Source organism: Streptomyces sp. NPDC088554 (assembly GCF_044752945.1).
Classification (GTDB): Bacteria; Actinomycetota; Actinomycetes; order Streptomycetales; family Streptomycetaceae; genus Streptomyces.
Genome location: NZ_JBIVMF010000017.1, coordinates 22237 through 45978 on the forward strand (window position 1 = coordinate 22237; position 23742 = coordinate 45978).

Below are 23742 nucleotides of genomic sequence, written 5' to 3' on the forward strand. Positions count from 1 at the left end.
GGACCGGTGCGGGCGCGCCGGGCGGAGCCGGGCAGGGAGGTGCGAGCGGATGACGGTCCGGGTCCAGCTGATCAGATTCGCCCTGGTCGGGCTGGTCAACACCGGCACGTACTACGCCTGCTACCTGTTCTTCCTCCAGCGGCTGCCGTACGTCGTGTCGCATGTCCTGGCGTTCGCGCTGAGCATGACGGGGTCGTTCTTCCTGAACAGCCGCTTCACCTACCGGACCCGTCCGACCTGGCGGAAGTTCCTGCTCTTCCCGCTGACCAACGCGGCGAACTTCGTGATCACCACCAGTGGCGTCTATCTGATGGTCGACGTGGCGCACCTCAGCAGCCGCTACTCCCCGTTGGTCACCGCGGCGGCGGCCATCCCCGTCACCTTCGCGCTCTCCCGGACGATCATGCTCCGCCCGGACCGGGGGAAGAGCGGGGACGGGGCTCCGGACGGGCCCCGGGACAGCGGTCAGGAGCTGCGTACCCCAATCTCCCCGTGAATCGTTGGTCGAAGCAGTGGCCCGCGCCACCTCCACTGCCTAACATCGATCACCGCAAGGTCTTGTGCATCGCCGCACAATCACGCCGGGAGGCCCCTTTGCAACGCCGCCGTCGCACCGTGCTCGCCGTCTCCGCCGCGCTTCTCGCCGCGGCCCCCCTTCTCACCGCCTGCGGCAACGACTCCCACCCCGGGGCGGCGGCCGTCATCGACGGGCAGCGGATCGAGGTGGCCACGCTCCAGTCGCAGGTACGGGAGGTACGGGAGGCCCAGCTCGCCGCCCCGGAACCCGTCCGGCTCATCGAGAACACCGAGCGGCTCAACCTGGCCAAGCTGAACGGCATGATCTTCGACCGGGTCCTGACGCGGTCCGCCGCCGATGCCGGGGTGAAGATCACCCGCAAGGAGATCCAGACGGCCCGGCAGCAGGCCGCCGCGCAGTCGGGCGGGGCGGCGCGGTTCGCCGAGACGGCGCTCCAGCAGGGCGGGCTGGCCCCCGGCCAGATCGACTCGGCGGTCCGCCGCGAGGTGCTGCTGAACAAGCTGGCGATGGCGCTCGGCGCGGACACGATGACACCGCACGGCCAGCAGAAGGTCCTCGCCGAGCTGGTCGCGACGTCCAAGAAGCTCCGCGTGGACGTCAACCCGCGCTACGGCAGCTGGGACGACGCGGAGGTCAAGCTCGTCGGGGCCAAGACCCCGTGGATCACGCAGCTCACCCAGGAGACCCCCGCGCAGCAGCCACCGTCCGGCATCTGAGGTACGCGGCCCGGTGGGGCGGAGGTAGGTTCGACCGGTGACTCACGAAGCTCCCGCCGCCCCCGGCCGTATCGTCCTGCTGACCGCGAGCCACCGGGTCGCGCCCGGACTGCTGTCCTGGCCGGCCTGGCAGACGCTGCACGCCGCCGACCGGGTGCTCTGCGCCGACGCGGGCCACCCGCAGCTGCCGTATCTGCGCGAGGCCGGAATCGCGGTCGAGCACGCGGCCCCGGGCGCGGGGGAGCTGGTCGCGGAGTGCGAAGGCGGCCGTACGGTCGTGGTGATCCCCTCCGCCGGGCAGGACGGGACGGACAGCGCGCTCACGGACGGCCTCGCCCGGCTGGCGGGCTCGGGCCGGACGCGGATGCCAGACCTGGAGCTGCTCCCCGGTTCGTACGACCTGCCCGGCGCCCGGCTCCTCGATCTCGTCCAGGTGATGGACCGCATCAGGAACGAGTGCCCGTGGTCGTCCACCCGGACCCACAGGGGGCTCGCCAAATACGCGATCGAGGAGGCGTACGAACTCGTCGAGGCGATCGAGGACGGCGACCGCGCCGAACTCCGCGAGGAGCTGGGGGACGTACTCCTCCAGGTCGTCTTCCACGCCCGTATCGCGGAGGAGGCGGAAGAGACGGAAGAGACGGAAGAGGGGACGGGTGAAGAAGGGGACGGGCCGTTCTCCATCGACGATGTCGCGGGGACGATCGTGGAGAAGCTGATCCACCGTCACCCCCATGTCTTCGGCGGGGAGAGCGCGCACACCCCGGAGGACGTCAAAGCGCACTGGCTCCGCACCAAGGCGGCCGAGAAGCGGCGCGACTCCGTCACCGACGGCGTCCCCCTCACCCAGCCCGCGCTGGCCCTCGCCGCCAAGCTGGCGGGCCGCGTCCGGACGGCGGGGCTGGTGGTGGACCTCCCGGTGACCGAGGGCTTCGGGTACGAACTGCTCGCGCTGGCGGTACGGGCCGAGGCGGCCGGGGCCGACCCGGAGACGGAGCTGCGCGCCGCCTCCCGCGCCTACCGGGACGCGATCCGCGCGGCCGAGGGGCACGGGTAGCGGGCGCGCGGAGGCGGGCGTACCGGGGTCGCATACTGTCGGGGGCATGCCCGACCAGTGCCCCGAGCAGCGCCCGGCCCCGCGCCCGGCCCCGCGTCCCGAACAGTGCCAGGACCGGCGTTCCGACCGGCGTTCCGCCCTGCGTCCCGTCGCCCCGGAACTCTTCACCTGGGAGTTCGCCACCGATCCGTACCCCGCGTACGCCTGGCTGCGCGAGCACGCGCCGGTGCACAGGACCGAGCTGCCGAGCGGGGTCGAGGCCTGGCTCGTGACGCGGTACGGGGACGCCCGGCAGGCGCTCGCGGACACCCGGCTCTCCAAGAACCCCACGCACCACGCGGGTCCCGCGCACACCAAGGGGAAGACGGGCATCCCGGGGGAGCGCAAGGCGGAGCTGATGACGCATCTGCTGAACATCGACCCGCCCGACCACACCCGGCTGCGGCGGCTGGTGTCCAAGGCGTTCACGCCCCGCCGGGTCGCGGTGTTCGCCCCGCGGGTACAGGAACTGACGGACCGGCTCATCGACGCCTTCGCCGCGAAGGGCGAGGCGGACCTGATCCATGATTTCGCGTTCCCGCTGCCGATCTACGCGATCTGCGATCTGCTCGGGGTGCCGCCGGAGGACCAGGACGACTTCCGCGACTGGGCGGGGATGATGATCCGACACGCGGGCGGACCGCGCGGCGGGGTCGCGCGGGCGGTGAAGAGGATGCGCGGCTATCTCGCCGAACTCATCCACCGTAAAAGAGAGAATCCGGGCGACGACCTGATCTCGGATCTGATCCGGTCGAGCGACCACGGCGAACATCTCACGGAGAATGAGGCCGCCGCGATGGCTTTCATCATCCTGTTCGCCGGTTTTGAGACCACGGTGAATCTTATCGGCAACGGCGTGTACACGCTGATTCGAAATCCGGTGCAGCGGGCCCGTCTCCAGAGTTCACTGGATGCCGGGGAAACCGGACTTCTGGCGACGGGCGTCGAGGAATTGCTCCGCTACGACGGGCCGGTGGAGATGGCGACCTGGCGGTACGCCACCGAGCCGCTGACGCTCGGCGGCCGGCGGATCGGCGCGGGCGACCCCGTGCTCGTCGTCCTCGCCGCCGCCGACCGGGATCCGGAGCGCTTCGCCGACCCCGACGCCCTCGACCTCGCCCGGCGTGACAATCAGCACCTCGGGTACGGGCACGGCATCCATTACTGTCTGGGCGCCCCGCTGGCGCGGATCGAGGGACAGACCGCGATCGGCACCCTGCTGAAGCGCCTTCCCGATGTGCGTCTTGCGGAAGATCCTGCCGATTTGCGCTGGCGTGGCGGGCTCATCATGCGTGGATTGCGCACGCTTCCGGTGCAGTTCACGCCATTGTCCGACTGACGGCGGGCCGGGCAATCCCGGTGCATTCCACAAGAATTTCCTGACAGTGCGTCAAGACTGTGACTTTCGCGTGATCTCCGCTGCATCAGCTTGTGACAAGCGTTCGAGTACCGCTACGTTCACGACGACTCGGCAGTACCACGCCGGGTCGAACCGACTGTCACACGGAAGGCGACCGCATGCGCTCCGGGAAACACCGCCGGCCCCGCCAGGCCCCTGCCCTTCTCGTCGCGGCGGGGGTGACCGGATCCGCCATCGCCATTCCGTTGCTCGGCGCCGCGAGCGCCGGCGCGGCGGACGCCACCACCTGGGACCGTGTCGCCGAGTGCGAGAGCGGCGGCCAGTGGAGCGCCAGCCTCGGCAGCGGCCACTACGGCGGCCTCCAGATGTCCCAGGAGACCTGGGACAGGTTCGGCGGCGCCGACTACGCGGCCAGCCCCGATCTGGCCAGCCGTTCGCAGCAGATAGCGGTGGCCGAGAAGGTCTTCGCGGCCCAGGGCCCGCTGGCGTGGCCCAGCTGCGCGGCGGTCTCCGGGCTGGCGAAGAGCGTCGTCTCCGGGGTGGCCGGTGGCGACCGGGGCGCCGGTACGGAGGCGGGCTCCCCGGAGGCCCCGGCGGCCACACCGGGCACCTCCGACTCCGCCGCGGGGGAGAAGGGCAAGGGCACCGAGCCCGCCCCCTCCGCCTCGCCCGCCTCCCCGGCGCCCGGCGAGGACGCCACCGACAAGGACGGCGCCAAGGGCCCCACCGGGGACAAGGCCGCCGACAGCGCCCCCGCCAAGGGCAAGCACCGGGGCGCCGCCGCCAAGGAGGAGGCAGGCCCGGAGGCCCCGGCCCCGGACCGCGAGCCGGACAGCCGCGCCTCGCGCGACGGAGCGGACCGCGGCACCGACAGCCTCACGGACGGCGGGGTGACGCATCCCACGGAGTCCCGGGCCGAGTCCGTCGTCGTCGGCGGCGAGACCCTGTCCGGCATCATCGGCGCCCAGAAGGTCGTCGGCGGGTGGGTCTGAGCCGGCCCGGAGACGCTCGGGGGCGGCCTTCGGGGGGACCCGCGGGCGGCCCCGGGGCGAACCCCGGATGAGCGAGGCCCCGTTGACGCCGCCCTCGGCCCCTTCCGCCCTGGCCAACGGCTCGGGCGAGGTCCGAAGTGAGGCCGTTCCGAGGGGTAGTTCAGGGTGGTGTGTCCGCTTCTGCGTAAGTGAGACAAGGGTCTCTTTGCCGTAACTGGGTACTTTTGGGCCGGCGGTTGCCCGGATCCCTCTCCCACCTGCGGAAATGACGGGAGCCTCAAGGGCGTTAAGGGCGATTTTTCCGGGATGTGCTTCTTTGATCAACCGATGGACCTGTGATTACGGTCTGAACCGCTCGCACCGCGGGCCCCGTCGACCGAAACGCCGAATCCTGCCGTCGGTCGGGGGAGCAGTCGTCGCGTAAAGCGCCGTAGGCAGGAGCGGGGGACCCAAAGGTTCGCGCCGGTCACAGGTCGTCGGGAGACGGCCGGGGCCGGCTAGGGGTGAAGCCGCGTGCGAGAGCACGCGGCCGGGCAACTCATTGGCCCGAACCCGACAGCTGACCTCGTAGGCGTCGGTGAGGAGATGCTCCATGCTGCTGTTTTCCAGCAAGGCCAGGCACCGTCGTCCGTCCAGGGCGGTCCGCTACGCCACACTCGCCGGGATCACCGGTGCCGCTGTGGCGGCCCCGCTGATCGGCGCCGCCTCCGCCTCCGCCGCCACCGCCGCCGAGTGGGACCAGGTCGCCCAGTGCGAGTCCGGCGGCAACTGGTCCATCAACACTGGTAACGGCTTCTACGGCGGCCTCCAGTTCACCAACTCCACCTGGGCCGCGTTCGGTGGCACTGCCTACGCCTCCCGCGCCGACCTGGCCTCCAAGTCCCAGCAGATAGCGGTCGCCGAGAAGGTCCTGGCGGGCCAGGGCAAGGGCGCCTGGCCGAGCTGTGGTGTGAACCTGTCCGGTGCCGCGTACAACGGCGGCTCCGCGAGCGGGGGCTCCGGCGACTCCAGCAGCTCCAGCAACTCCGGTACGTCGAAGCGGCAGGCCGCCCCGCAGCAGCAGGCCGCTCCCCAGCAGCAGGCCGCCCCGCAGCAGCGGGCCCAGCCCCAGCAGCGGTCGGCCCGTACCGAGGCCCAGCCCGCCTCGCGCGGCGAGAGCCGTACCTTCACGATCAAGAAGGGCGACGGCGAGTACAAGGTCAAGTCCGGCGACACCCTCTCCAGGATCGCCACGGCCCACAAGGTCGAGGGCGGCTGGGAGAAGATCTTCGAGCTGAACAAGGACATCGTCCGCGACGCCGATGTGATCTACCCCGGCCAGCGGCTCCACCTGAGCTGACCGGCCCACAGACGGCCCCGGTCCGGCGCGCGACCCCCGTGCGCGCCGGACCGGGGCTTCGGCGGTGGTCGGGAGATGCGGGGCGTATCCGGGCGTACGGGGTGACCGGCGCAAAAGGTGCTCTTTTCGTCTTAGGGGGCGGGCACCGGCCGACCGGCGAGCCCGATCCGGTTAGGCTCATGTCGCAAGGCCACAGAGACCCTGCACTTCAAGCGTCACATCCCAGAAGGAGATGCTCGTGCCGTCCATCGACGTCGTCGTAGCCCGGGAAATCCTCGACTCCCGAGGCAACCCCACGGTCGAGGTCGAGGTCGGCCTCGACGACGGCAGCACCGGTCGTGCTGCTGTCCCCTCCGGTGCGTCCACCGGTGCGTTCGAGGCCGTCGAACTCCGCGACGGAGACCCCAAGCGCTACCTGGGCAAGGGTGTGGAGAAGGCCGTCCTCGCCGTGATCGAGCAGCTCGGTCCCGAGCTGGTCGGGTACGACGCCACCGAGCAGCGCCTGATCGACCAGGCGATGATCGACCTGGACGCCACGGAGAACAAGGGCTCGCTGGGCGCCAACGCCATCCTCGGCGTCTCCCTGGCCGTGGCGCACGCCGCCTCCGAGGCCTCGGACCTCCCGCTCTTCCGCTACCTGGGCGGCCCGAACGCGCATCTGCTGCCCGTTCCGATGATGAACATCCTGAACGGCGGCTCGCACGCCGACTCGAATGTCGACATCCAGGAATTCATGATCGCCCCGATCGGCGCGGAGTCCTTCTCCGAGGCGCTGCGCTGGGGTGCCGAGGTCTACCACACCCTCAAGAAGGTCCTGAAGCAGAAGGGCCTGTCCACCGGCCTCGGCGACGAGGGCGGCTTCGCCCCGAACCTGGAGTCCAACCGCGCCGCGCTCGACCTGATCCTCGAAGCGATCAAGGAGGCCGGTTACGTCCCCGGCCGCGACATCGCGCTCGCGCTCGACGTCGCCGCGTCCGAGTTCTACAAGGACGGCGCGTACGAGTTCGAGGGCAAGTCCCGCTCGGCCGCCGAGATGACCGAGTACTACGAGGAGCTGGTCTCCGCGTACCCGCTCGTCTCCATCGAGGACCCGCTGTACGAGGACGACTGGGCCGGCTGGAAGGTCATCACCGACAAGCTGGGCTCCAAGGTCCAGATCGTCGGCGACGACCTCTTCGTCACCAACCCGGAGCGCCTCGCGCGCGGCATCGAGGAGGGCTCCGCCAACGCCCTGCTCGTCAAGGTCAACCAGATCGGTTCGCTGACGGAGACCCTGGACGCCGTCGAGCTGGCCCAGCGCAACGGCTTCAAGTGCATGATGTCCCACCGCTCGGGCGAGACCGAGGACGTCACCATCGCCGACCTCGCCGTCGCGGTGAACTGCGGCCAGATCAAGACCGGCGCCCCGGCCCGCTCGGACCGCGTCGCCAAGTACAACCAGCTGCTGCGCATCGAGGAGATCCTCGACGACGCGGCGGTGTACGCGGGCCGCAGCGCGTTCCCGAGGTTTCGCTCCGCGAACTGACCGGGGGATGCGCTCCGCGAACTGACCGGGGGATGCGCTCTGCGAACTGACCGGGGGATGCGCTCCGCGAACTGACCGGGGATGCGCTCCGCCTGAGCCCGAACCCGATCCTGATCCCGAATCAGGTCCCGGGCGCGGATGACCAGCCCGTCGTCCGTACGTCCCCGGCCGCGGTCCCGTACCGTGTCCGGGGACGTACGCACGTAACAGGGGAGGCGAGCGATGGCCGGGAACCGGGACCGGTTCTCCACCGCGACCAGGCTGCGGGTGCTCGGCGAGCAGACCGCCGCCCGTGTCTACCGCTCGCAGAACCGCAGGCAGGACCGGCGATCCCGGCTCACCGGCCGGGCCGCGTTCCTCGCCCTGGTCGTCTGCACGCTGGTGGTGGCGCTCGCGTATCCGATGCGGCAGTACGTATCGCAGCGGAACGAGATCGCCGACCAGCGGCGGCTGACCCACGAGGCGCGGCAGCGCGTCGAGGAGTTGCGCGACGAGAAGGCGCGGCTCCAGGACGACGCCTATGTGCAGCGGCTGGCCCGCGAGCATCTGCACTTCGTGATGCCGGGCGAGACGGGCTATATCGTGATCGACCCGGAGGCCACGAAGCAGCGGCGGGAGGACCGGGGGGCGGCGGACCGTCCCTGGTACTCCAATGTCCTGGACGGCGTGGACGCCGCCGACGCCGCGAACGGATCCGACCGATCCGCCGGATAACACCCGACCACCGTTGACAGCAGAACAGCAAGGCAGGCATGGACACGCCCCCTCCGCAGACCGTACGCACCGAGCCCACCGAGGCGGACGTCGCGGCTTTCAAGGAACAGCTCGGCCGGCCGCCGCGCGGACTGCGCGCCATCGCGCACCGCTGCCCCTGCGGGCAGCCGGATGTCGTCGAGACCGCGCCCCGGCTCCCCGACGGCACGCCCTTCCCGACGACGTACTACCTCACCTGCCCGCGCGCGGCCTCGGCCATCGGCACGCTGGAGGCGAACGGGGTCATGCGGGAGATGACGGAACGTCTCGCGACCGATCCCGAGCTGGCCGCCGCGTACCGCGCGGCACACGAGGATTACATCGCGCGCCGGGACGCCATCGAGGTGCTGGAGGGCTTCCCCAGCGCGGGCGGTATGCCGGACCGGGTCAAGTGCCTGCACGTCCTGGTCGGCCACTCGCTGGCGGCGGGCCCCGGGGTGAACCCGCTGGGCGACGAGGCGCTCGCGATGCTGCCCGAGTGGTGGGCGAAGGGCCCGTGCGTCAGCGCCGGCACCTGCGCGGCCGAGGAGGGGACGGCATGACCCGGGTCGCCGCCATCGACTGCGGTACGAACTCGATCCGCCTCCTGATCGCCGACGCCGACCCGGACACGGGCGAGCTGACCGATCTCGATCGGCGGATGACCGTCGTCCGGCTCGGCCAGGGAGTGGACAGGACCGGCCGGCTCGCGCCGGAGGCGCTGGAACGTACCTTCGCCGCGTGCCGCGAGTACGCCGCCGTGATCAAGGAACACGGTGTGGAGCGGATCCGCTTCGTGGCCACCTCCGCCTCGCGCGACGCCGAGAACCGCGACGAGTTCGTCGGCGGGGTCCTGGAGATCCTGGGCGTCGAGCCCGAGGTGATCACCGGCGACGAGGAGGCGGCGCTCTCCTTCACCGGGGCCACCAGGGAACTGCCGGGGCGGGACAGCCGCCTCGTCGTGGACATCGGCGGCGGCTCGACGGAGTTCGTCGTCGGCGAGGACCGGGTGCGGGCCGCCCGCTCCGTGGACATCGGCTGCGTCCGGCTGACGGAGCGCCATCTCGTACACGACGGTACGGTCGAGGACCCGCCGTCCGCCGGGCGGATCGCCGCGATCCGCGCCGACATCGAGGCGGCGCTCGACCTCGCGGAGCGAACCGTCCCGCTCCGGGAGCCCCGCACCCTGGTCGGCCTGGCGGGCTCGGTCACCACGGTGGCCGCCGTCGCGCTCGGCCTGACCGCGTACGACCCGACCGCCATCCACCGCGCGCGGATCTCGTACGAGCAGGTCAAGGCGGTCACCGACCGCATGCTCACCACCACCCACGACGAACGCGCCGCGATCCCCGTCCTGCACGCCGGCCGGGTGGACGTCATCGGCGCGGGCTGCCTCATCCTCCTCGCCGTCATGGAACGCACCGGCGCGAACGAGGTCGTCGTCAGCGAACACGACATCCTGGACGGGATCGCCTGGAGCTGCGTGTCCTAGACATCGCGCCGGTCACCGACCTCGACGGCAAGGATGACCAGCTCGCCGTCCAGGATGTGGTAAGCGATCCGGTGGCCGTCGGCCCGGAGCCGGTGGAGGCCGGACGGGCCGGCGAGTTTCCTGATGTCGGCGTCCTCGCGGCAGGGGTCGTCGCCCAACGAGGTCAGCGCGGCCAGGACGCGCATGGCGGCAGGCCGGTCGATGGCCCGGAGCTGCCGCTGTGCCGCTGCGGTGAACCGGAACGCGTACTTCACGCGGCGTCCTCGGTGAACAGGTCCGCCAGCAACTCGGCCATCGTCACGGTCGGCCCGCCCTCGGCCAGAACCGCTTCCGCTTCCCTGGCCAGCAGCACATCAGCCGCTTCCTCCAGCGCGTTGAAGTCCGCGATCGGAACCAGGGCGGCCACCGCGACCCCGTTGCGAGTGATCACCGTGGAGGTGCCCAGCTCGGCTCTGTTGATGTGATCCGCGAGATGCGCACGGGCTTCCCGTACGGTCACACTGTTTTCCGCCATGGAGCAAGTGTACGCACTATCGTGTACACGCAGGGAGGGTCGGGCGGGTGCGCGCCAGGGGCGCGAACCCCCGACCCCCCGACCCCCCGACCCCCCGACCCCCCGACCCCCCGAAACTACGGTCCGGCGGGCGCTCTCGCGAGGGCCCCGGAGCGCCTCCCGGAGAAAGTTCGTGAACTTCTTCACAAGGAAATCGGTCCTCCTGGGTGTCATCTCCCGGTCGCGGCGCCATGTGTCAGGGCCGAACGGGGTTCGCGCCCTTATACCGGGCGGTTCCGGACGTGTTGCGGGAAGATCGTTCAGATGATCGGTCCGGCCGTGCAGTCGCGGCGGACGGGCAGCTCACAAGGGGTGGGGAACGACCAAACACCCGGTCGGGTTCCCCTGTTGGACCATGACCTGGGTCACGTGGGCCGCGGAGTGTAGCACTAGGGGGCCAGGTCCTTGTGAAGGGGCTCACGAGCACCCCCTTCGGACGGGGTGGATACTCGATGGCATGAGCACCACGGAGCGTCCCAGGATCCTCGTTGTAGGCGGTGGGTACGTAGGCCTGTACGCAGCTCGACGCATTCTGAAGAAGATGCGCTACGGGGAGGCGACCGTCACGGTCGTCGACCCTCGCTCGTACATGACGTACCAGCCCTTCCTCCCCGAAGCTGCCGCCGGCAGCATCTCGCCTCGGCATGTCGTCGTCCCGCTGCGACGCGTCCTGCCCAAGGCCGAGGTGCTCACCGGCCGGGTCACGACCATTGACCAGGACCGCAAGGTCGCCACGGTCGCGCCGCTCGTCGGCGAGGCCTATGAGCTGCCCTTCGACTATCTGGTCGTCGCGCTCGGCGCGGTCTCCCGCACCTTCCCGATCCCCGGCCTCGCCGAGCAGGGCATCGGCATGAAGGGCATCGAGGAGGCCATCGGGCTGCGCAACCATGTACTCGAACAGCTCGACAAGGCTGATTCGACCACCGACGAGGAGGTCCGCCGCAAGGCGCTGACCTTCGTCTTCGTGGGCGGCGGCTTCGCCGGCGCGGAGACCATCGGTGAGGTCGAGGACCTGGCCCGCGACGCGGCGAAGTACTACACCAACGTGTCGCGCGAGGACATGCGGTTCATCCTCGTCGACGCCGCCGACAAGATCCTTCCCGAGGTCGGCCCGAAGCTGGGCGTCTGGGGCAAGGAGCACCTGGAGGCGCGCGGTGTCGAGATCTACCTCTCCACCAGCATGGACTCCTGTGTCGACGGCCGTGTGGTCCTGAAGAACGGCCTTGAGGTCGACTCCGACACGATCGTGTGGACCGCGGGCGTCAAGCCGAACCCGGCGCTCGCCCGCTACGGTCTGCCGCTCGGCCCCCGTGGCCACGTGGACACCAGCGAGAAGCTCCAGGTGCAGGGCACCGACTACATCTGGGCCGCGGGCGACAACGCCCAGGTCCCGGACATGGCCTCCCGCCGGGCCGGCGTCGAGAACGCCTGGTGCCCGCCCAACGCCCAGCACGCGCTGCGTCAGGCGAAGGTCCTCGGCGACAACGTGATCTCCGGTATGCGGGGCTTCCCGCAGAAGGAGTACAGCCACGCCAACAAGGGCGCGGTCGCGGGTCTCGGCGTGCACAAGGGCGTCGCGATGATCGTCGTCGGCAAGATGAAGATCAAGTTCAAGGGCCGGCTGGCCTGGTACGCGCACCGCGGGTACCACGGCATGGCCATGCCGACCTGGAACCGCAAGATCCGGGTCTTCGCGGACTGGACGCTCGCGATGTTCCTCAAGCGCGAGGTCGTCTCGCTCGGCGCCATGGAGACTCCCCGCGAGGAGTTCTACGAGGCCGCCAAGCCGTCCCCGGCAGCCGCTGCCGCCGCGCCGGAGAAGGCCAAGGCCTCCTGACGCCGCGGAGCGTATCCGAAGGGCCGTCCGCCATCCGTGGTGCGGGCGGCCCTTCGGTCTGTCCGCGTACGGCCCGCGCCGTCCGGTAGCGGTATTTTGCCGTCACATGGCGCGCGTACGGGACTGTTTCCGCGCCCGGACGGTGTTTACGTGGTGTTGAACATGCCAGGTATCCACCGTCACGGAGGTATACGTCATGGCCGACGCCGCGCTGCGGCTGACCACTCTCGCCGAAGAGTTGCTGGGAGCGCCCCTCCCGGTCCGTATCCGTGCCTGGGACGGCAGCGAAGCGGGCCCCCCGGACGGACCGACCCTGATCATCCGTAACCGCCGCGCCCTGCGCCGTCTCCTGTGGAAGCCCGGTGAACTCGGCCTCGCCCGCGCCTGGGTGGCCGGCGAGATCGAGGTGGAAGGCGATCTGTACGTCCTCCTCGACCGGATCTCCGGGCTCGTCTGGGAGCGCGCCGCCGAGGACACCGCCCATCCCGTACGGGACCCCCGGACACGGGCCGCAGCCCTCGGGTTCGCCCGGATCGCCAGGCCCTGGCCACCGCCCGCCCCGCCCGTCGAGGAGGTACGGCGACGCGGCGGAGCGCTGCACACCCGGCACCGCGACAGGGCGGCGATCAGCCACCACTACGACGTGGGAAACGACTTCTACGCACTGGTCCTCGGCCCCTCCATGGTCTACTCCTGCGCCTACTGGGACGCGGGCCCCGGCTTCGGCCTCGAAGACGCACAGCGCGACAAGCTCGACCTGATCTGCCGCAAGCTCGGGATCGGGGAGGACGACCGGCTCCTCGACGTCGGCTGCGGCTGGGGCTCGATGGCCCTGCACGCCGCCCGCGAGTACGGCGCCCGGGTCACCGGCGTCACCCTCTCCCGAGAACAGGCCGCCTTCGCCCGCAAACGGGTCGCGGAGGAGGGGCTCACCGACCGGGTCGAGATCCGCGTCCAGGACTACCGGGACGTCAGGGACGGCCCGTACGACGCGATCTCCTCCATCGGGATGGCCGAGCACGTCGGCTCGGTCCGGTACCGCGAGTACGCCGACGACCTCTACCGGCTCCTCAGACCCGGCGGACGGCTGCTCAACCACCAGATCGCCCGGCGCCCGGAGCGGGACGAGGACGCCTACAGCGTGGACGCGTTCATCGACGCGTACGTCTTCCCCGACGGTGAACTGGCGCCGCTCGGCCGTACCGTCGCCACCCTGGAGGAGGCGGGTTTCGAGGCCCGGGACGTCGAGTCGATACGGGAGCACTACGCCCTCACCCTGCGCCGCTGGGTGGCGAACCTGGAGGACCACTGGGCCGAGGCCGTCCGCGCCACCTCCGCAGGGCGCGCCCGCGTCTGGCGGCTCTACATGACGGCGTCCGCGCTCGCCTTCGAGCGGAACGCGATCGGCGTCAACCAGATCCTGGCCGTGAAGACCCCGGAGGACGGCGCCGCCGGACTGCCCCGGCGCACCCGAGTCTGGGGCACCGGCGGCTGACGGAACGTCCGTACGTCTGAAAGGAGGGGCCGGACCCCGATGCTCACCGGGTCCGGCCCCTCCCCGGGCTGACCGCCTGCCCGGATTCTCCTCCTCGGGGACGACACGACCCCGAGGACGCGTACGCCGGGAGTCGCTCCGGGTGTACGGCGTTCACCCGGTGTACGGCTTGGGGAGGTACTGAGGAGGTACTGAATGCGTGACCGGGCGGCGACTTTTCGTCATTCTTGTATGCCTCGGTACGAGATGCCCATCCGCGCCCGGCATGTGCCGATGGCTCAGGACGCGGTCTGACGCACCCTCAGACCTCAATAAAATAAGACAACATCGGGTACGGGCTCGGCTGTTCGAGTGGCGTGTCCCGATAGGCTCCTGTGCCAACGCGGCGTCGCGCGCGCCGTGCCCGGATGGTGGAATGCAGACACGGCGAGCTTAAACCTCGCTGCCCCTCGGGGGCGTGCCGGTTCAAGTCCGGCTCCGGGCACATCTTCAATGAACCGTGCTGACCAGGGCTTGTGGCGGCTGTCCGCCTGGATCCTTACGGCCCTGGCCTCACGGTGGCCTCACCATCCCCTGGCGTCGGCCCCATGGCGGCGATTCGGGCGCGGGAAGCCGCGTGGGGGAGATCATCGGCTATCGGGTGAATCGGCATGAATCGCCCCGGGTTCGGCAGAGGTCTCAGGTTGTGGTTGTGGTTGTGGCCTGGGGTTTCGTGGATTTCGTGCAGTGGTCGGTCTCGTGCTCGACGGGTGGTACGTGTCCTATCTCACCGTGGAGTCGGCGGTGGCGGTCCCAGTCGATCCACTCGGCGGTGGCGAGTCGACCTGGGAGAGTTTTTCCAGGGGCGGCCGGGTTTGATCAGCTCGGTCTGAACAGGCCGATCGTCGACATTCCATCAGCGCGTTGCCGTAGGCGTCGCCGATCGAGCCGGTCGATGCGGCAGTCCCCGCCCGGTCCGGATGCTCGGCGAGCGCGACGAGGTGTTGCGACCCGGCGTCCGAGTGGTGGATCGACTCGTCCCGCAGAGCGGCTCGACGCCGCCGAAGCGGTCCCGGTGCTCGTCGATGAACGCGTACGAGTGTGTATGTGGCCCCGGGTACCGCCGTGGCCGCCGAGCGCACTGACGGCGGCGCGGGCACCGTTACGTCCCCTACGTCCCCGGACGGCTTTTCCGGCACGGGTGGCGGGAACGGCAAGCGCACTGTGGGTACGGCGGGTCCGGATACGACCTCGCCCCACCGGCCCAGGTCCTCGGGGCGAAGCCACGGCGCGGGCTCCCCGCCCGGCTCCGGGCACGTCAACGACCGGCGTCGGAGTGGCCCGACACGTCGGGCCGGCCCCCCTTTCCCGCCCGGCTCTCCGGTGTGACGGGCGGCACGTTTCGGCGGTCACCGCGGTGATTTCCCGGTTTCCGCGACATCACGATTCCCGAAAGATCCTCCCCGAGCACTAGGGCATACGCTTTGCGCTCCCATTACTCTTGACGCAAGGCCGCGCTGGGTGGCCATGGAGGAGTGAGATGAGGAGCAGCAACCCGGTCTTCTCGCGACGGGGCTTCAGCCGCGACAACGGCCACGCGGGCTTCAACGCGGCGACGCAGGCCGGGGGCCCCGCCGTAGGCACCGTGGGAACCAACCCGTACGCGACGAACCCGTACGCGCAGCAGGATGTCCAGTTCGGCACCGGCCCGCAGGCGCCCGCGCGCGCCGACGTCATGACGATCGACGACGTCGTGACGCGTACCGCCATGACACTGGGCACGGTCGTGCTCGCCGCGGTCCTGTCGTGGGTCATGCTGCCGGTGGACCAGTCCAACCTCGGCATGTCGTACGGCATCGCGTTCGGCGCCGTCCTGGTGGCGTTCGTCCTGTCGATGATCCAGTCCTTCAAGCGCAAGCCGTCGCCGGCGCTGATCCTGACGTACGCGGCGTTCGAGGGTGTCTTCCTCGGCGTGATCAGCAATGTCGTGAGCACGTATGTCGCTCCCGGCGTGGTGATCCAGGCCGTGATGGGCACGATGGCGGTCTTCGCCGGCGTTCTCTTCGCGTACAAGATGCGCTGGATCCGGGTCACCCGGCGGTTCTACGGCTTCGTGATGGCCGCGGCCATGGGCTTCATGCTCCTGATGGTCGCCAACATGCTCTTCAGCGTCTTCGGCGGCGGTGACGGCCTCGGCTTCCGCAGTGGTGGCCTCGGCATCCTCTTCGGTGTCATCGGCATCATCCTCGGCGCGTGCTTCCTGGCGCTCGACTTCAAGCAGGTCGAGGACGGCGTCGCGTACGGCGCTCCGCGCCAGGAGTCCTGGCTCGCGGCGTTCGGTCTCACCGTGACCCTGGTGTGGATCTACATGGAGATGCTGCGGCTGTTCTCGATCCTCTCGGGCAACGACTAGCGGTACCTGACGCGTACCGCGTGACAACGCGTACCGCGCGGGAGAAGGGGTCCGTGGGCAATCCGCCCACGGCCCCCTCTTCGTCTCCGCGGGTGCTTTTCCGGTGCGCTCCCGATGCGCTTTCCGGCCGGCCTCCGGTCGGCTTTGCGGGCTGACGCGGGCGGCGGGCCGCCCGCCTCAGGCCGTACTCGTGGACGATCGCCTTGGCGTGTAGGGTCACGGCGTGCTCGACACCACGTCCCTGACGGCCGCCACGGACCGATTCGCCGACCGGCTGCGCACCGCCCCGCAGAGCAGGCTCCAGCGCGGAGCGGCCGCCGCGGCACTGGCGCTGGCCAGGGAACTCTCCGTACGCGCGCAGCGGCTCGAAGCCCTCGCGGCCCCCGGCGGGACGCCTGTGGAGGAGCCGCGGATCATGCCCGACGCGGGGGTCTTCGCGGTGGCCGACCAACTCACCGTCGCCGCCGCCGATCTGGCCGAGGCACTGCGAACGGCCCCGTCCGGGGGCGAGCTGGACGAGGCCGTGAGATCGGTCGAGCGGACGGTCGCCGAAGCGAGGCTGTGAAGCGATGGCGGGGCGGGGGCCGCGCGAGGGTCAGAGCGAGGCTATGACGCGGTCCGCGAGGATGTAGACGTGCTCCGCGCCGTCGGAGCCCCGGCCGTCCGCGCCGTGGCCGTCGTCCCCGCAGGCGAAGGTCAGGGCGTACGCGCCGGAGACACCCGAACCGCCCAGCAGGAACGGTGCCGCGCCCGCGCGCAGCGCCTCGGCGAGCCGCTCGGCGGTCTCGCGGTGACCCGGGGTCATGCAGAGCGTCGTACCGTCGGCGAAGACATAGACGTCGAGCGTGCCCAGCGGCCCCGGACGGACGTCCGCGAGCGCCGTACGGGTCTCGGCCAGCTCCTCGAGCCGCGCGACGGTCCGCTCGTGGTCGGTGACGACGGGCGTGCGCACCGGTACGAAGTCCGGGTGCGAGGGGTGCCTGCGGCGGGCGGCGGCCAGCTCGGGGGAGTCCTCGGCGAACTCCATGCCCTCCCCGCCGCCCTCGGGGAGCGCCGTCAGCTCCGGGTGGTCGGCGAAGTCGGTGAAGTCGTCGAGCGCGTCGGTGGCGTCGAGGTCCAGCGCCTCCAGGGCCTCCAGCGCCTCCAGGCCGATGAAGTCGGCCTGGCGCGGTACGTAGAAGGGCGCGTCCTCGGTACCGAGGCCGGCGGGTCCGCCCAGCATCGACGGGGCGTCGGCGGCGTCTCTGGCCTCCTGCGCGGCCCAGAAGGCGCGCGCCTCGGCCAGCTCGCGTTCCCGTTCCTCGGCGAGGGCCTCGGTGATGGCGGCCCGTATGGCGTCGGTGCAGTGGTGCGGGTGGTGCTGTGCGGCGTTCCTGGCCTGCGGTACGGAGGCGGTGAGGCCCCGCGGGTCGGCCGCGGCCAGTTCCCCGCGCAGGGCGGCGACCTGCTTGCGCAGGGCATGGGCGGCGTGCAGGGCGACGACACCCACGGCCGTGGCGGTGGCCGTGGTCAGCAGCAGGGCAAGAGACATGGCGCTCACTGACTACTCCCGATTCAATCGATAACCCCGACTTCCTACCTCAGCTTGTCGCGGGCGTAGACCCACCGTCAGTGCATTACGTCATGAAATAGATAGGTCTTTGGGCCTTGGGTTTCCGGCAGTCACAGTTCTGACCTGGGAAAACGAATCTCCCCCGGAGGTAGGTCACATCCTGGGGGAGATTCAGTCACGACTGGGGATCGGTGGGGTTGAACGGTGCCTTTCCGGACCGCGCGATTACGTAACGTAAGGAAACGCCGGAAGCGGTCGCTGTTCGGACCGGTTTCGGGTCAGATGCTCGATTCGTCCTGGTTCAGCTCAGGCGCTCGATCACCATCGCCATTCCCTGGCCGCCGCCCACGCACATCGTCTCCAGCCCGAACTGCTTGTCGTGGAACTGGAGGCTGTTGATCAGTGTGCCGGTGATCCGGGCGCCGGTCATGCCGAAGGGGTGGCCGACCGCGATGGCGCCGCCGTTGATGTTCACCTTCTCCAGCGGGATGCCGAGGTCGCGGTAGGAGGGGATGACCTGGGCGGCGAACGCCTCGTTGATCTCGACCAGGTCGATGTCGTCCACGGTCAGCCCGGCCCGGGACAGTGCCTGGCGGGACGCCTCGACCGGTCCGTACCCCATGATCTCCGGCGAGAGGCCGGTGACGCCGGTGGAGACGATCCGGGCCAGCGGGGTCAGGCCCAGGTCGCGGGCCTTGGTGTCGGACATGATGACGAGCGCGGCGGCGCCGTCGTTGAGCGGGCAGCAGTTGCCCGCGGTGACCAGTCCGTCCGGCCGGAAGACCGGCTTGAGGCCCTCCACGCCCGCCAGGGTGACGCCCGCACGCGGTCCGTCGTCCGCGGTGATCACCGTGCCGTCCGGGGTCGTCACAGGCGTGATCTCGCGCTCCCAGAAGCCGTTCTTGATCGCTTCCTCGGCGAGGTTCTGCGACCGTACGCCGAACTCGTCCATGTCCCGGCGCGTGACGCCCTTCAGCCGGGCCAGGTTCTCGGCGGTCTGACCCATCGCGATGTACGGGTCGGGGACCAGCCCGTCCGCGCGCGGGTCGTGCCACTCGGCGCCCTCGCTCTGCGCGACGGCGGCGGTCCTGGCCTCCGCGTCGGCGAAGAGCGGGTTGTGGGTGTCCGGCATCCCGTCGGAGCTGCCCTTGGTGGTGCGGGAGACCATCTCGACGCCCGCCGAGATGAAGACGTCGCCCTCGCCTGCCTTGATGGCGTGCAGCGCCATCCGGGAGGTCTGGAGCGACGAGGAGCAGTAACGGGTGATGGTGCAGCCGGGGAGATGGTCCATCCCGAGCTGTACGGCGACGATACGGCCCAGGTTGTGGCCCTGCTCGCCCCCGGGCAGGCCGCAGCCGAGCATCAGGTCGTCGATGTCGGTGGGGTCGAGGCCGGGGACCTTGGCGAGCGCGGCCTCGATGATCGTGGCGGTCAGGTCGTCGGGGCGCAGATCCTTGAGCGAGCCCTTGAAGGCCCGGCCGATGGGGGAGCGGGCGGCGGAGACGATCACGGCTTCTGGCATCAGGGGCTCCCAGGGAAGGACGAGGCTGTAGAGGGAAATTACCCGCACGTATGGCTTGGGTCACCGGGCCGGTCGTGTGATGAGGGACTCTTTTCTAAGCGCTTGCTCAGTCGGTGTGCGGGGAGGTGCGCGCGGTCGGGGCGGCGCGAGCGGGGCGGCCGGCGCGAGCGGGGCGGCCGGCGCACGGGACGGCCGGCGCACGGGGCGGCCGGGCCCGCGCCGCGATCAGCGCCGTTCCACCCGGCTGTCGCTCGGCTCCTGCCGCCCGGCGCCCCCGGTGGCTCCTGTGCCCCCGGCGCCTCCTGTGTCCCCCGTGGCCACCGTGTCCGCCTCCGGGCTCGCCCGTACGTCCGCGGGCGGCAGCACATGGCGCCGCCTGCGGTGCTTGAGCAGTGCCCAGGGCGCGCGGGCCCCGGTGACCTCCGTACCGGCCTGGGCCGCCGCCGCCGAGGCCGCCTTCGCCACCGGGAGCATGTCCTCGTCGCGGGACGCGTCCAGCCGGTCGGTTTCCGGCCACAGGCCGAGCACCGCGCAGAGCGTGGGCAGGACGGCCATCGCGGCGGTCGCGTACCCCTCCGCCGAGGGGTGGTAGTTGTCCGGACCGAACAGCTCCCGGGGGTTGGCGGCGAACTCCGGGCCCAGCAGGTCGCCCAGCGACACCGTACGGCCGCCCTGCTCCACCGCCACGATCGTCTGCGCGGCGGCCAGTTGCCGGCTCACCCGGCGGGCCACCCAGCGCAGCGGCTGGTACACCGGCTCGATCGTGCCCAGATCCGGGCAGGTGCCGACGACCACCTCCGCACCGGCGGTGCGCAGTCCGCGTACCGCCGCCGCCAGACACCGCACGGACTGGGTGGCGGGCATCCGGTGCGTGACGTCGTTCGCGCCGATCATGATCACGCAGACGTCCGGGACCCGGTGCGGATCGGCCAGCAACTGGCTGACCTGGCGCTCCAGATCGTCCGACCTGGCGCCCGGCAGCGCCACGTTCCGCAGCTGTACGGGCCGCTCGGCCACCGCCGCGAGCCCCGAGGCGAGCAGCGCCCCCGGGGTCTGCCCGGCCCGGCGCACGCCCTGGCCGGCCGCCGTGGAGTCGCCGAGCATCCCCATCCGCAGCGGCTCCGTGTGACCGAACGCCAGTCCGTACCACCCGTCGCCGCTCGGCGGTACGGGAGCCGTCCCGCCGCCCACCGACCGTTTCGCGAGCTGGACCTCCGCCAGCAGTACGCCGACCCCCGCCGCGCCCAGCAGCCCGATGCTTCCGCCGCCGTAGGCCGCGCCCGCGGCGATCCGCCGTGCCACCCTCGCCCTCGACACAGTCCGAGTCACCTCCTCGTCGTCGTACGCACGAGTACGTACACCAGCTAACTGCCCCGGAAGGACCACCGTCCAATCTCGGCCATAGCCCGATTCCGGTCCCGGCCGCATACGCTGACCGGACCATCACGGAGACCCCGGAGACAACGGTGCAATTCCACGACTCGATGATCAGTCTGGTTGGCAATACCCCGCTGCTGAAGCTGACCAGCGTGACCGAAGGCATTCAGGCGACAGTCCTGGCCAAGGTCGAATACTTCAACCCCGGCGGTTCGGTGAAGGACCGGATCGCCCTGCGCATGATCGAGGCCGCCGAGGCGAGCGGGGAGCTCAAGCCCGGCGGCACGATCGTCGAACCGACCAGTGGCAACACAGGCGTCGGCCTTGCCATCGTGGCCCAGCAGAAGGGCTACAAGTGCGTTTTCGTCTGCCCTGACAAAGTCTCCATGGACAAGATCAATGTGATGCGCGCGTACGGTGCGGAGGTCGTCGTCTGCCCCACGGCGGTCGACCCCGAGCACCCCGATTCGTACTACAACGTCTCCGACCGGCTGGTGCGTGAGACGCCGGGCGCCTGGAAGCCGGACCAGTACAGCAATCCGAACAACCCGCGCTCGCACTACGAGACGACCGGTCCCGAGCTGTGGAAGCAGACGGACGGCCGGATCACCCACTTCGTCGCGGGCGTCGGCACGGGCGGCACCATCACCGGCACCGGCCGCTTCCTCAAGGAGGCCAGCGAGGGACGCGTCCGGGTCGTCGGCGCGGACCCGGAGGGGTCGGTCTACTCGGGCGGCTCCGGGCGGCCGTACCTGGTCGAGGGCGTCGGTGAGGACTTCTGGCCGACGGCGTACGACCGCACGGTGACGGACGAGATCGTCGCGGTGTCCGACAAGGACTCCTTCCGGATGACCCGGCGCCTGGCCAAGGAGGAGGGCCTGCTCGTCGGCGGCTCCTGCGGCATGGCCGTCGTGGCCGCGCTGAAGGTGGCGGAGGGGCTCGGCCCGGACGATGTGGTCGTCGTCCTGCTGCCGGACAGCGGCCGTGGCTACCTCAGCAAGATCTTCAACGACGAGTGGATGAACGACTACGGCTTCCTGGACCACACCGGGGACTCGCCGCGCGTCTCCGACGTGCTCCAGCACAAGGCGGGCCCCATCCCGACGCTGCTGCACATGCACCCGGAGGAGACGGTCGGCGACGCCATCGACGTCCTGCGGGAGTACGGCGTGTCGCAGATGCCCATTGTGAAGCCGGGCGCGGGACACCCCGATGTGATGGCCGCCGAAGTCATCGGCTCGGTCGTGGAGAAGGAGCTGCTGGACGCGCTGTTCACCCGGCGGGCCTCGCTCGGTGACGCGCTGGAGAGGCACATGTCCGTCCCGCTGCCGCAGGTCGGTTCGGGCGAGCCGGTGGCGGACCTGATGGCCGTGCTGAGCGGGACCGACGGCTCCGACGCGGCGATCGTGCTGGTGGAGGGCAAGCCGACCGGGGTCGTGAGCAGGCAGGACCTGCTGGCGTTCCTGTCCAGGGAAGCGAAGTAGCCGCCGGTACGCGGCGAAAGGCGCCGGCGGAGGCAGGGGAGCCGCGGATCCGCGGAGGCCGGATCCACCGGAAATCCGCGGGTTCGCGAAAGTGGTACGAGCGCGACACGTCCGCGCAGCACCGCCTTAACACGCGTCGGGCACAGTGGTCCTCGTCGGCGTCACAGGACCTCCGGAGCGGCTCCCGGACCTCCACGGACGCCACCGGACACGTAAGCCGGCCCTGACCCGGAGCGTGTCCCTCGCGGGGACCGCCGTCGTCCCGCCCCCCGGTAACGGGGGTGCGGCGGTCCCCGCGACTACTTCCCCCTCCTCGGTCCTTCCGCCTTCCGGCGCCGCCCGGGGCAGCGGTGCCAACCCCCGTCTTCGCCCCGCGGGCCGCCGCGGGTGAAGCGAGCGGTACGGGCCCGGACCCCCACCGCTCCGTCGATCCCCTCGCGCAGGAGGCCGGCGTGCCCGTTGTGGCGGGCGTACTCGTGGATCAGATGAAGCATCACCATGCGCAGCGACACGTCCTCCTCCCAGCGGGGCGCGTGGGCGGTGACGTCCGGCGACGGAGCCGCCGCCTCGATCCGGCGCGCGTGCTCGATCTCGGTGCGCCAGGCGGCGAACGCCTCCTCGGCGCCGGCCGTGCTCACGTCGTACGCCTGCTGGAAGTCGCCCTCCGCGGACCGGACGAGGGGGATCTCCTCGGCGTTCAGCACCCGGCGGAACCACGCGCGCTCCACCTCCGCCATGTGCCGGACCAGGCCGAGCGGGCGGAGGGCGGAGGGCGGCATGGAGCGGCGGCGCAGGTCGTCGTCGGAGAGGCCCTCGGTCTTCGTCGCGAGGGTCGCGAGGGCCGCGCGGTGGAAGTCGAGGAAGGCACGGAGGGTTTCGCGCTCACTGCCCGTGGCGGGCGGGCCGATACGTTCGGAGGGGGTGTCACCGCGCCGGGGCTACCGCCCGTACTCGCTCCTTACCCACCGGTAGTGATGCTCCGGCGGCAGCGCTAATCTCTGCCAGATGATCAGCCGTAACCCGCTGCCACCCCCTCCGCCGCCCGAGGGGATACGTTTCTGGCCCGACCGTGGAGCGCGCCTCGCCGAGCGGGACGCGGCCCTGGCCGAGCTGGCCGGGCGCGGGCTCACGGCCGGGCGGCTGGCGCTGCTCGGGCTGCTGGGGGTGGTCACGGCGCTGGGCTGGGCGGCGCTGGGGCTGGCCGTCCGGAGCCTGGAGACGGGCGGCCTCGGCTATCCGACCGGGCTGGTGGCGCTGGTGCTCGCGCTGGCCCTGCTGGTGCCCGCGGTGGCCGGCGCCGCGCTGTGGCTGCGCCGGGGCCGTGCCGTCCGGGAGCGGCTGGCGGCGTGGGTGGCGGTCGGCCCCGACCCCGTGACGGACGAACGGCTGCGGGCGCACGGGCGGACGGTGATGTGGCTGCTGCCGTCGGTGGCGGTGTGTCTGGCGGGGCTGGCGCTGACGCTGCGCGGGTGCGCCACGCTGATGACCGCGCTCGGGGGCGGCGCCGGTACGGAGCCGGTCACCCTGGGCGAGACGGTGTACGCGCTGGGGCTGGGGGCCACGGTCCTGGCGACGGGGCTGCTCGGCCTTTTCCAGGCGGTCGAACACCAGCGCTGGGCAGGGCGGTTGCTGCACCCGGTGCCGGTGCGCGCCCGCGGGGGCGCACACCGCTGAGGCCGTTCCTACGCCGTCCGTCCTATTCTCGGGAGGGAACGCGTGCGCCATTCAGGGGTAAGGGGC

21 protein-coding genes, 1 tRNA gene, 1 pseudogene and 1 riboswitch are annotated in these 23742 nt (G+C 71.0%); of the genes and pseudogenes, 17 read left to right on the top strand and 6 right to left on the bottom strand.

The window, feature by feature from the left end:
* Positions 1 to 49: 49 nt before the first annotated feature.
* From ACIP8W_RS20690 to ACIP8W_RS20735, 10 genes are all read left to right on the top strand, one after another.
* Positions 50 to 496 (top strand): GtrA family protein, encoded by a 447-nt coding sequence (locus ACIP8W_RS20690; protein WP_401956025.1) that lies wholly within the window; start codon positions 50 to 52, stop codon positions 494 to 496.
* Positions 497 to 594: 98 nt separating this feature from the next.
* Positions 595 to 1254 (top strand): SurA N-terminal domain-containing protein, encoded by a 660-nt coding sequence (locus tag ACIP8W_RS20695; RefSeq protein ID WP_401956026.1) that lies wholly within the window; start codon positions 595 to 597, stop codon positions 1252 to 1254.
* Positions 1255 to 1291: 37 nt separating this feature from the next.
* Complete coding sequence (locus ACIP8W_RS20700) at positions 1292 to 2311, top strand: nucleoside triphosphate pyrophosphohydrolase (RefSeq protein WP_402204077.1); 1020 nt, start codon at positions 1292 to 1294, stop codon at positions 2309 to 2311.
* A gap of 46 nt (positions 2312 to 2357) precedes the next feature.
* Positions 2358 to 3689, top strand: a complete 1332-nt coding sequence (locus ACIP8W_RS20705; RefSeq protein ID WP_401956028.1) for a cytochrome P450 — start codon at positions 2358 to 2360, stop codon at positions 3687 to 3689.
* 179 nt (positions 3690 to 3868) lie between these two features.
* On the top strand, positions 3869 to 4702 hold the full coding sequence (locus tag ACIP8W_RS20710; RefSeq protein ID WP_401956029.1) for a transglycosylase family protein: 834 nt from the start codon (positions 3869 to 3871) through the stop codon (positions 4700 to 4702).
* Positions 4703 to 5118: 416 nt separating this feature from the next.
* Positions 5119 to 5291: riboswitch (cyclic di-AMP (ydaO/yuaA leader) on the top strand.
* A 6-nt stretch (positions 5292 to 5297) separates the two neighbouring features.
* Positions 5298 to 6041 carry a transglycosylase family protein gene (locus ACIP8W_RS20715; RefSeq protein WP_402204154.1) on the top strand — a complete coding sequence of 248 codons (744 nt, stop codon included), beginning with the start codon at positions 5298 to 5300 and terminating at the stop codon, positions 6039 to 6041.
* A 232-nt stretch (positions 6042 to 6273) separates the two neighbouring features.
* The gene (gene eno, locus ACIP8W_RS20720; protein ID WP_401956030.1) at positions 6274 to 7566 is read left to right on the top strand and encodes a phosphopyruvate hydratase; all 1293 of its coding nucleotides are present in this window, start codon (positions 6274 to 6276) and stop codon (positions 7564 to 7566) included.
* Between the two features lie 222 nt (positions 7567 to 7788).
* On the top strand, positions 7789 to 8280 hold the full coding sequence (locus ACIP8W_RS20725; RefSeq protein ID WP_401956031.1) for a septum formation initiator family protein: 492 nt from the start codon (positions 7789 to 7791) through the stop codon (positions 8278 to 8280).
* 38 nt (positions 8281 to 8318) lie between these two features.
* Entirely contained in the window at positions 8319 to 8861 is a 543-nt protein-coding gene (locus ACIP8W_RS20730; RefSeq protein ID WP_401956032.1) for a DUF501 domain-containing protein, read from the top strand.
* Positions 8858 to 9790 carry an exopolyphosphatase gene (locus tag ACIP8W_RS20735; RefSeq protein ID WP_402152457.1) on the top strand — a complete coding sequence of 311 codons (933 nt, stop codon included), beginning with the start codon at positions 8858 to 8860 and terminating at the stop codon, positions 9788 to 9790. The genes ACIP8W_RS20730 and ACIP8W_RS20735 overlap by 4 nt, the downstream gene beginning before the upstream one ends.
* Here the strand turns inward: ACIP8W_RS20735 and ACIP8W_RS20740 are convergent.
* Together ACIP8W_RS20740 and ACIP8W_RS20745 are read right to left on the bottom strand one after the other, a co-directional pair.
* Positions 9787 to 10044, bottom strand: a complete 258-nt coding sequence (locus ACIP8W_RS20740) for a type II toxin-antitoxin system RelE/ParE family toxin (RefSeq protein ID WP_402204080.1) — start codon at positions 10042 to 10044, stop codon at positions 9787 to 9789. The genes ACIP8W_RS20735 and ACIP8W_RS20740 overlap by 4 nt on opposite strands.
* Positions 10041 to 10304, bottom strand: coding sequence for a type II toxin-antitoxin system Phd/YefM family antitoxin (locus ACIP8W_RS20745; protein ID WP_401956035.1), 264 nt, complete (start codon positions 10302 to 10304; stop codon positions 10041 to 10043). The genes ACIP8W_RS20740 and ACIP8W_RS20745 overlap by 4 nt, the downstream gene beginning before the upstream one ends.
* A 496-nt stretch (positions 10305 to 10800) precedes the next feature.
* Between ACIP8W_RS20745 and ACIP8W_RS20750 the strand changes: the two genes are divergently transcribed.
* From ACIP8W_RS20750 to ACIP8W_RS20770, 5 genes are all read left to right on the top strand, one after another.
* A complete protein-coding gene (locus ACIP8W_RS20750; RefSeq protein WP_401956036.1) occupies positions 10801 to 12180 on the top strand; it encodes an NAD(P)/FAD-dependent oxidoreductase in 1380 nt (459 codons plus the stop codon).
* A gap of 196 nt (positions 12181 to 12376) precedes the next feature.
* The gene (locus ACIP8W_RS20755) at positions 12377 to 13675 is read left to right on the top strand and encodes a class I SAM-dependent methyltransferase (protein ID WP_401956037.1); all 1299 of its coding nucleotides are present in this window, start codon (positions 12377 to 12379) and stop codon (positions 13673 to 13675) included.
* A 401-nt stretch (positions 13676 to 14076) separates the two neighbouring features.
* Positions 14077 to 14159, top strand: a tRNA-Leu gene (locus ACIP8W_RS20760).
* Between the two features lie 1035 nt (positions 14160 to 15194).
* Positions 15195 to 16067, top strand: a complete 873-nt coding sequence (locus tag ACIP8W_RS20765) for a Bax inhibitor-1/YccA family protein (RefSeq protein ID WP_401956038.1) — start codon at positions 15195 to 15197, stop codon at positions 16065 to 16067.
* 223 nt (positions 16068 to 16290) lie between these two features.
* Complete coding sequence (locus ACIP8W_RS20770; RefSeq protein ID WP_401956039.1) at positions 16291 to 16632, top strand: hypothetical protein; 342 nt, start codon at positions 16291 to 16293, stop codon at positions 16630 to 16632.
* A 30-nt stretch (positions 16633 to 16662) separates the two neighbouring features.
* Here ACIP8W_RS20770 and ACIP8W_RS20775 read toward each other — a convergent pair whose 3' ends face one another.
* The 3 genes from ACIP8W_RS20775 to ACIP8W_RS20785 all read right to left on the bottom strand — a co-directional run bounded on the left by ACIP8W_RS20775 (position 16663) and on the right by ACIP8W_RS20785 (position 20443).
* On the bottom strand, positions 16663 to 17598 hold the full coding sequence (locus ACIP8W_RS20775) for a hypothetical protein (RefSeq protein ID WP_401956104.1): 936 nt from the start codon (positions 17596 to 17598) through the stop codon (positions 16663 to 16665).
* A gap of 322 nt (positions 17599 to 17920) precedes the next feature.
* Positions 17921 to 19141, bottom strand: a complete 1221-nt coding sequence (locus ACIP8W_RS20780; protein ID WP_401956040.1) for an acetyl-CoA C-acetyltransferase — start codon at positions 19139 to 19141, stop codon at positions 17921 to 17923.
* A 225-nt stretch (positions 19142 to 19366) separates the two neighbouring features.
* Entirely contained in the window at positions 19367 to 20443 is a 1077-nt protein-coding gene (locus ACIP8W_RS20785) for an SGNH/GDSL hydrolase family protein (RefSeq protein WP_401956105.1), read from the bottom strand.
* Positions 20444 to 20607: 164 nt separating this feature from the next.
* On the opposite strand from ACIP8W_RS20785, the gene ACIP8W_RS20790 reads away from it, so the two are divergent.
* Positions 20608 to 22002: a cystathionine beta-synthase gene (locus ACIP8W_RS20790; protein WP_401956041.1), complete on the top strand. Its 1395-nt coding sequence runs from the start codon at positions 20608 to 20610 to the stop codon at positions 22000 to 22002.
* A 410-nt stretch (positions 22003 to 22412) separates the two neighbouring features.
* On the opposite strand, the pseudogene ACIP8W_RS20795 reads toward ACIP8W_RS20790, so the two are convergent.
* Positions 22413 to 22910: pseudogene (locus ACIP8W_RS20795) on the bottom strand (DinB family protein); the annotation flags it as partial.
* Positions 22911 to 23007: 97 nt separating this feature from the next.
* Here ACIP8W_RS20795 and ACIP8W_RS20800 point away from each other — a divergent pair.
* Positions 23008 to 23676 carry a hypothetical protein gene (locus tag ACIP8W_RS20800; RefSeq protein WP_401956042.1) on the top strand — a complete coding sequence of 223 codons (669 nt, stop codon included), beginning with the start codon at positions 23008 to 23010 and terminating at the stop codon, positions 23674 to 23676.
* Positions 23677 to 23742 lie beyond the last annotated feature (66 nt).

What these genes read in the sequence shown, in the direction of transcription:
- ACIP8W_RS20690 (WP_401956025.1), top strand. Translation starts at nt 50, where the DNA reads ATGACGGTCCGGGTCCAGCTGATCAGATTCGCCCTGGTCGGGCTGGTC.
- ACIP8W_RS20705 (WP_401956028.1), top strand. Translation starts at nt 2,358, where the DNA reads ATGCCCGACCAGTGCCCCGAGCAGCGCCCGGCCCCGCGCCCGGCCCCG.
- ACIP8W_RS20710 (WP_401956029.1), top strand. Translation starts at nt 3,869, where the DNA reads ATGCGCTCCGGGAAACACCGCCGGCCCCGCCAGGCCCCTGCCCTTCTC.
- eno (WP_401956030.1), top strand. Translation starts at nt 6,274, where the DNA reads ATGCTCGTGCCGTCCATCGACGTCGTCGTAGCCCGGGAAATCCTCGAC.
- ACIP8W_RS20725 (WP_401956031.1), top strand. Translation starts at nt 7,789, where the DNA reads ATGGCCGGGAACCGGGACCGGTTCTCCACCGCGACCAGGCTGCGGGTG.
- ACIP8W_RS20730 (WP_401956032.1), top strand. Translation starts at nt 8,319, where the DNA reads ATGGACACGCCCCCTCCGCAGACCGTACGCACCGAGCCCACCGAGGCG.
- ACIP8W_RS20735 (WP_402152457.1), top strand. Translation starts at nt 8,858, where the DNA reads ATGACCCGGGTCGCCGCCATCGACTGCGGTACGAACTCGATCCGCCTC.
- ACIP8W_RS20745 (WP_401956035.1), bottom strand. Translation starts at nt 10,304, where the DNA reads ATGGCGGAAAACAGTGTGACCGTACGGGAAGCCCGTGCGCATCTCGCG.
- ACIP8W_RS20750 (WP_401956036.1), top strand. Translation starts at nt 10,801, where the DNA reads ATGAGCACCACGGAGCGTCCCAGGATCCTCGTTGTAGGCGGTGGGTAC.
- ACIP8W_RS20755 (WP_401956037.1), top strand. Translation starts at nt 12,377, where the DNA reads ATGGCCGACGCCGCGCTGCGGCTGACCACTCTCGCCGAAGAGTTGCTG.
- ACIP8W_RS20765 (WP_401956038.1), top strand. Translation starts at nt 15,195, where the DNA reads ATGAGGAGCAGCAACCCGGTCTTCTCGCGACGGGGCTTCAGCCGCGAC.
- ACIP8W_RS20775 (WP_401956104.1), bottom strand. Translation starts at nt 17,598, where the DNA reads ATGTCTCTTGCCCTGCTGCTGACCACGGCCACCGCCACGGCCGTGGGT.
- ACIP8W_RS20780 (WP_401956040.1), bottom strand. Translation starts at nt 19,141, where the DNA reads ATGCCAGAAGCCGTGATCGTCTCCGCCGCCCGCTCCCCCATCGGCCGG.
- ACIP8W_RS20800 (WP_401956042.1), top strand. Translation starts at nt 23,008, where the DNA reads ATGATCAGCCGTAACCCGCTGCCACCCCCTCCGCCGCCCGAGGGGATA.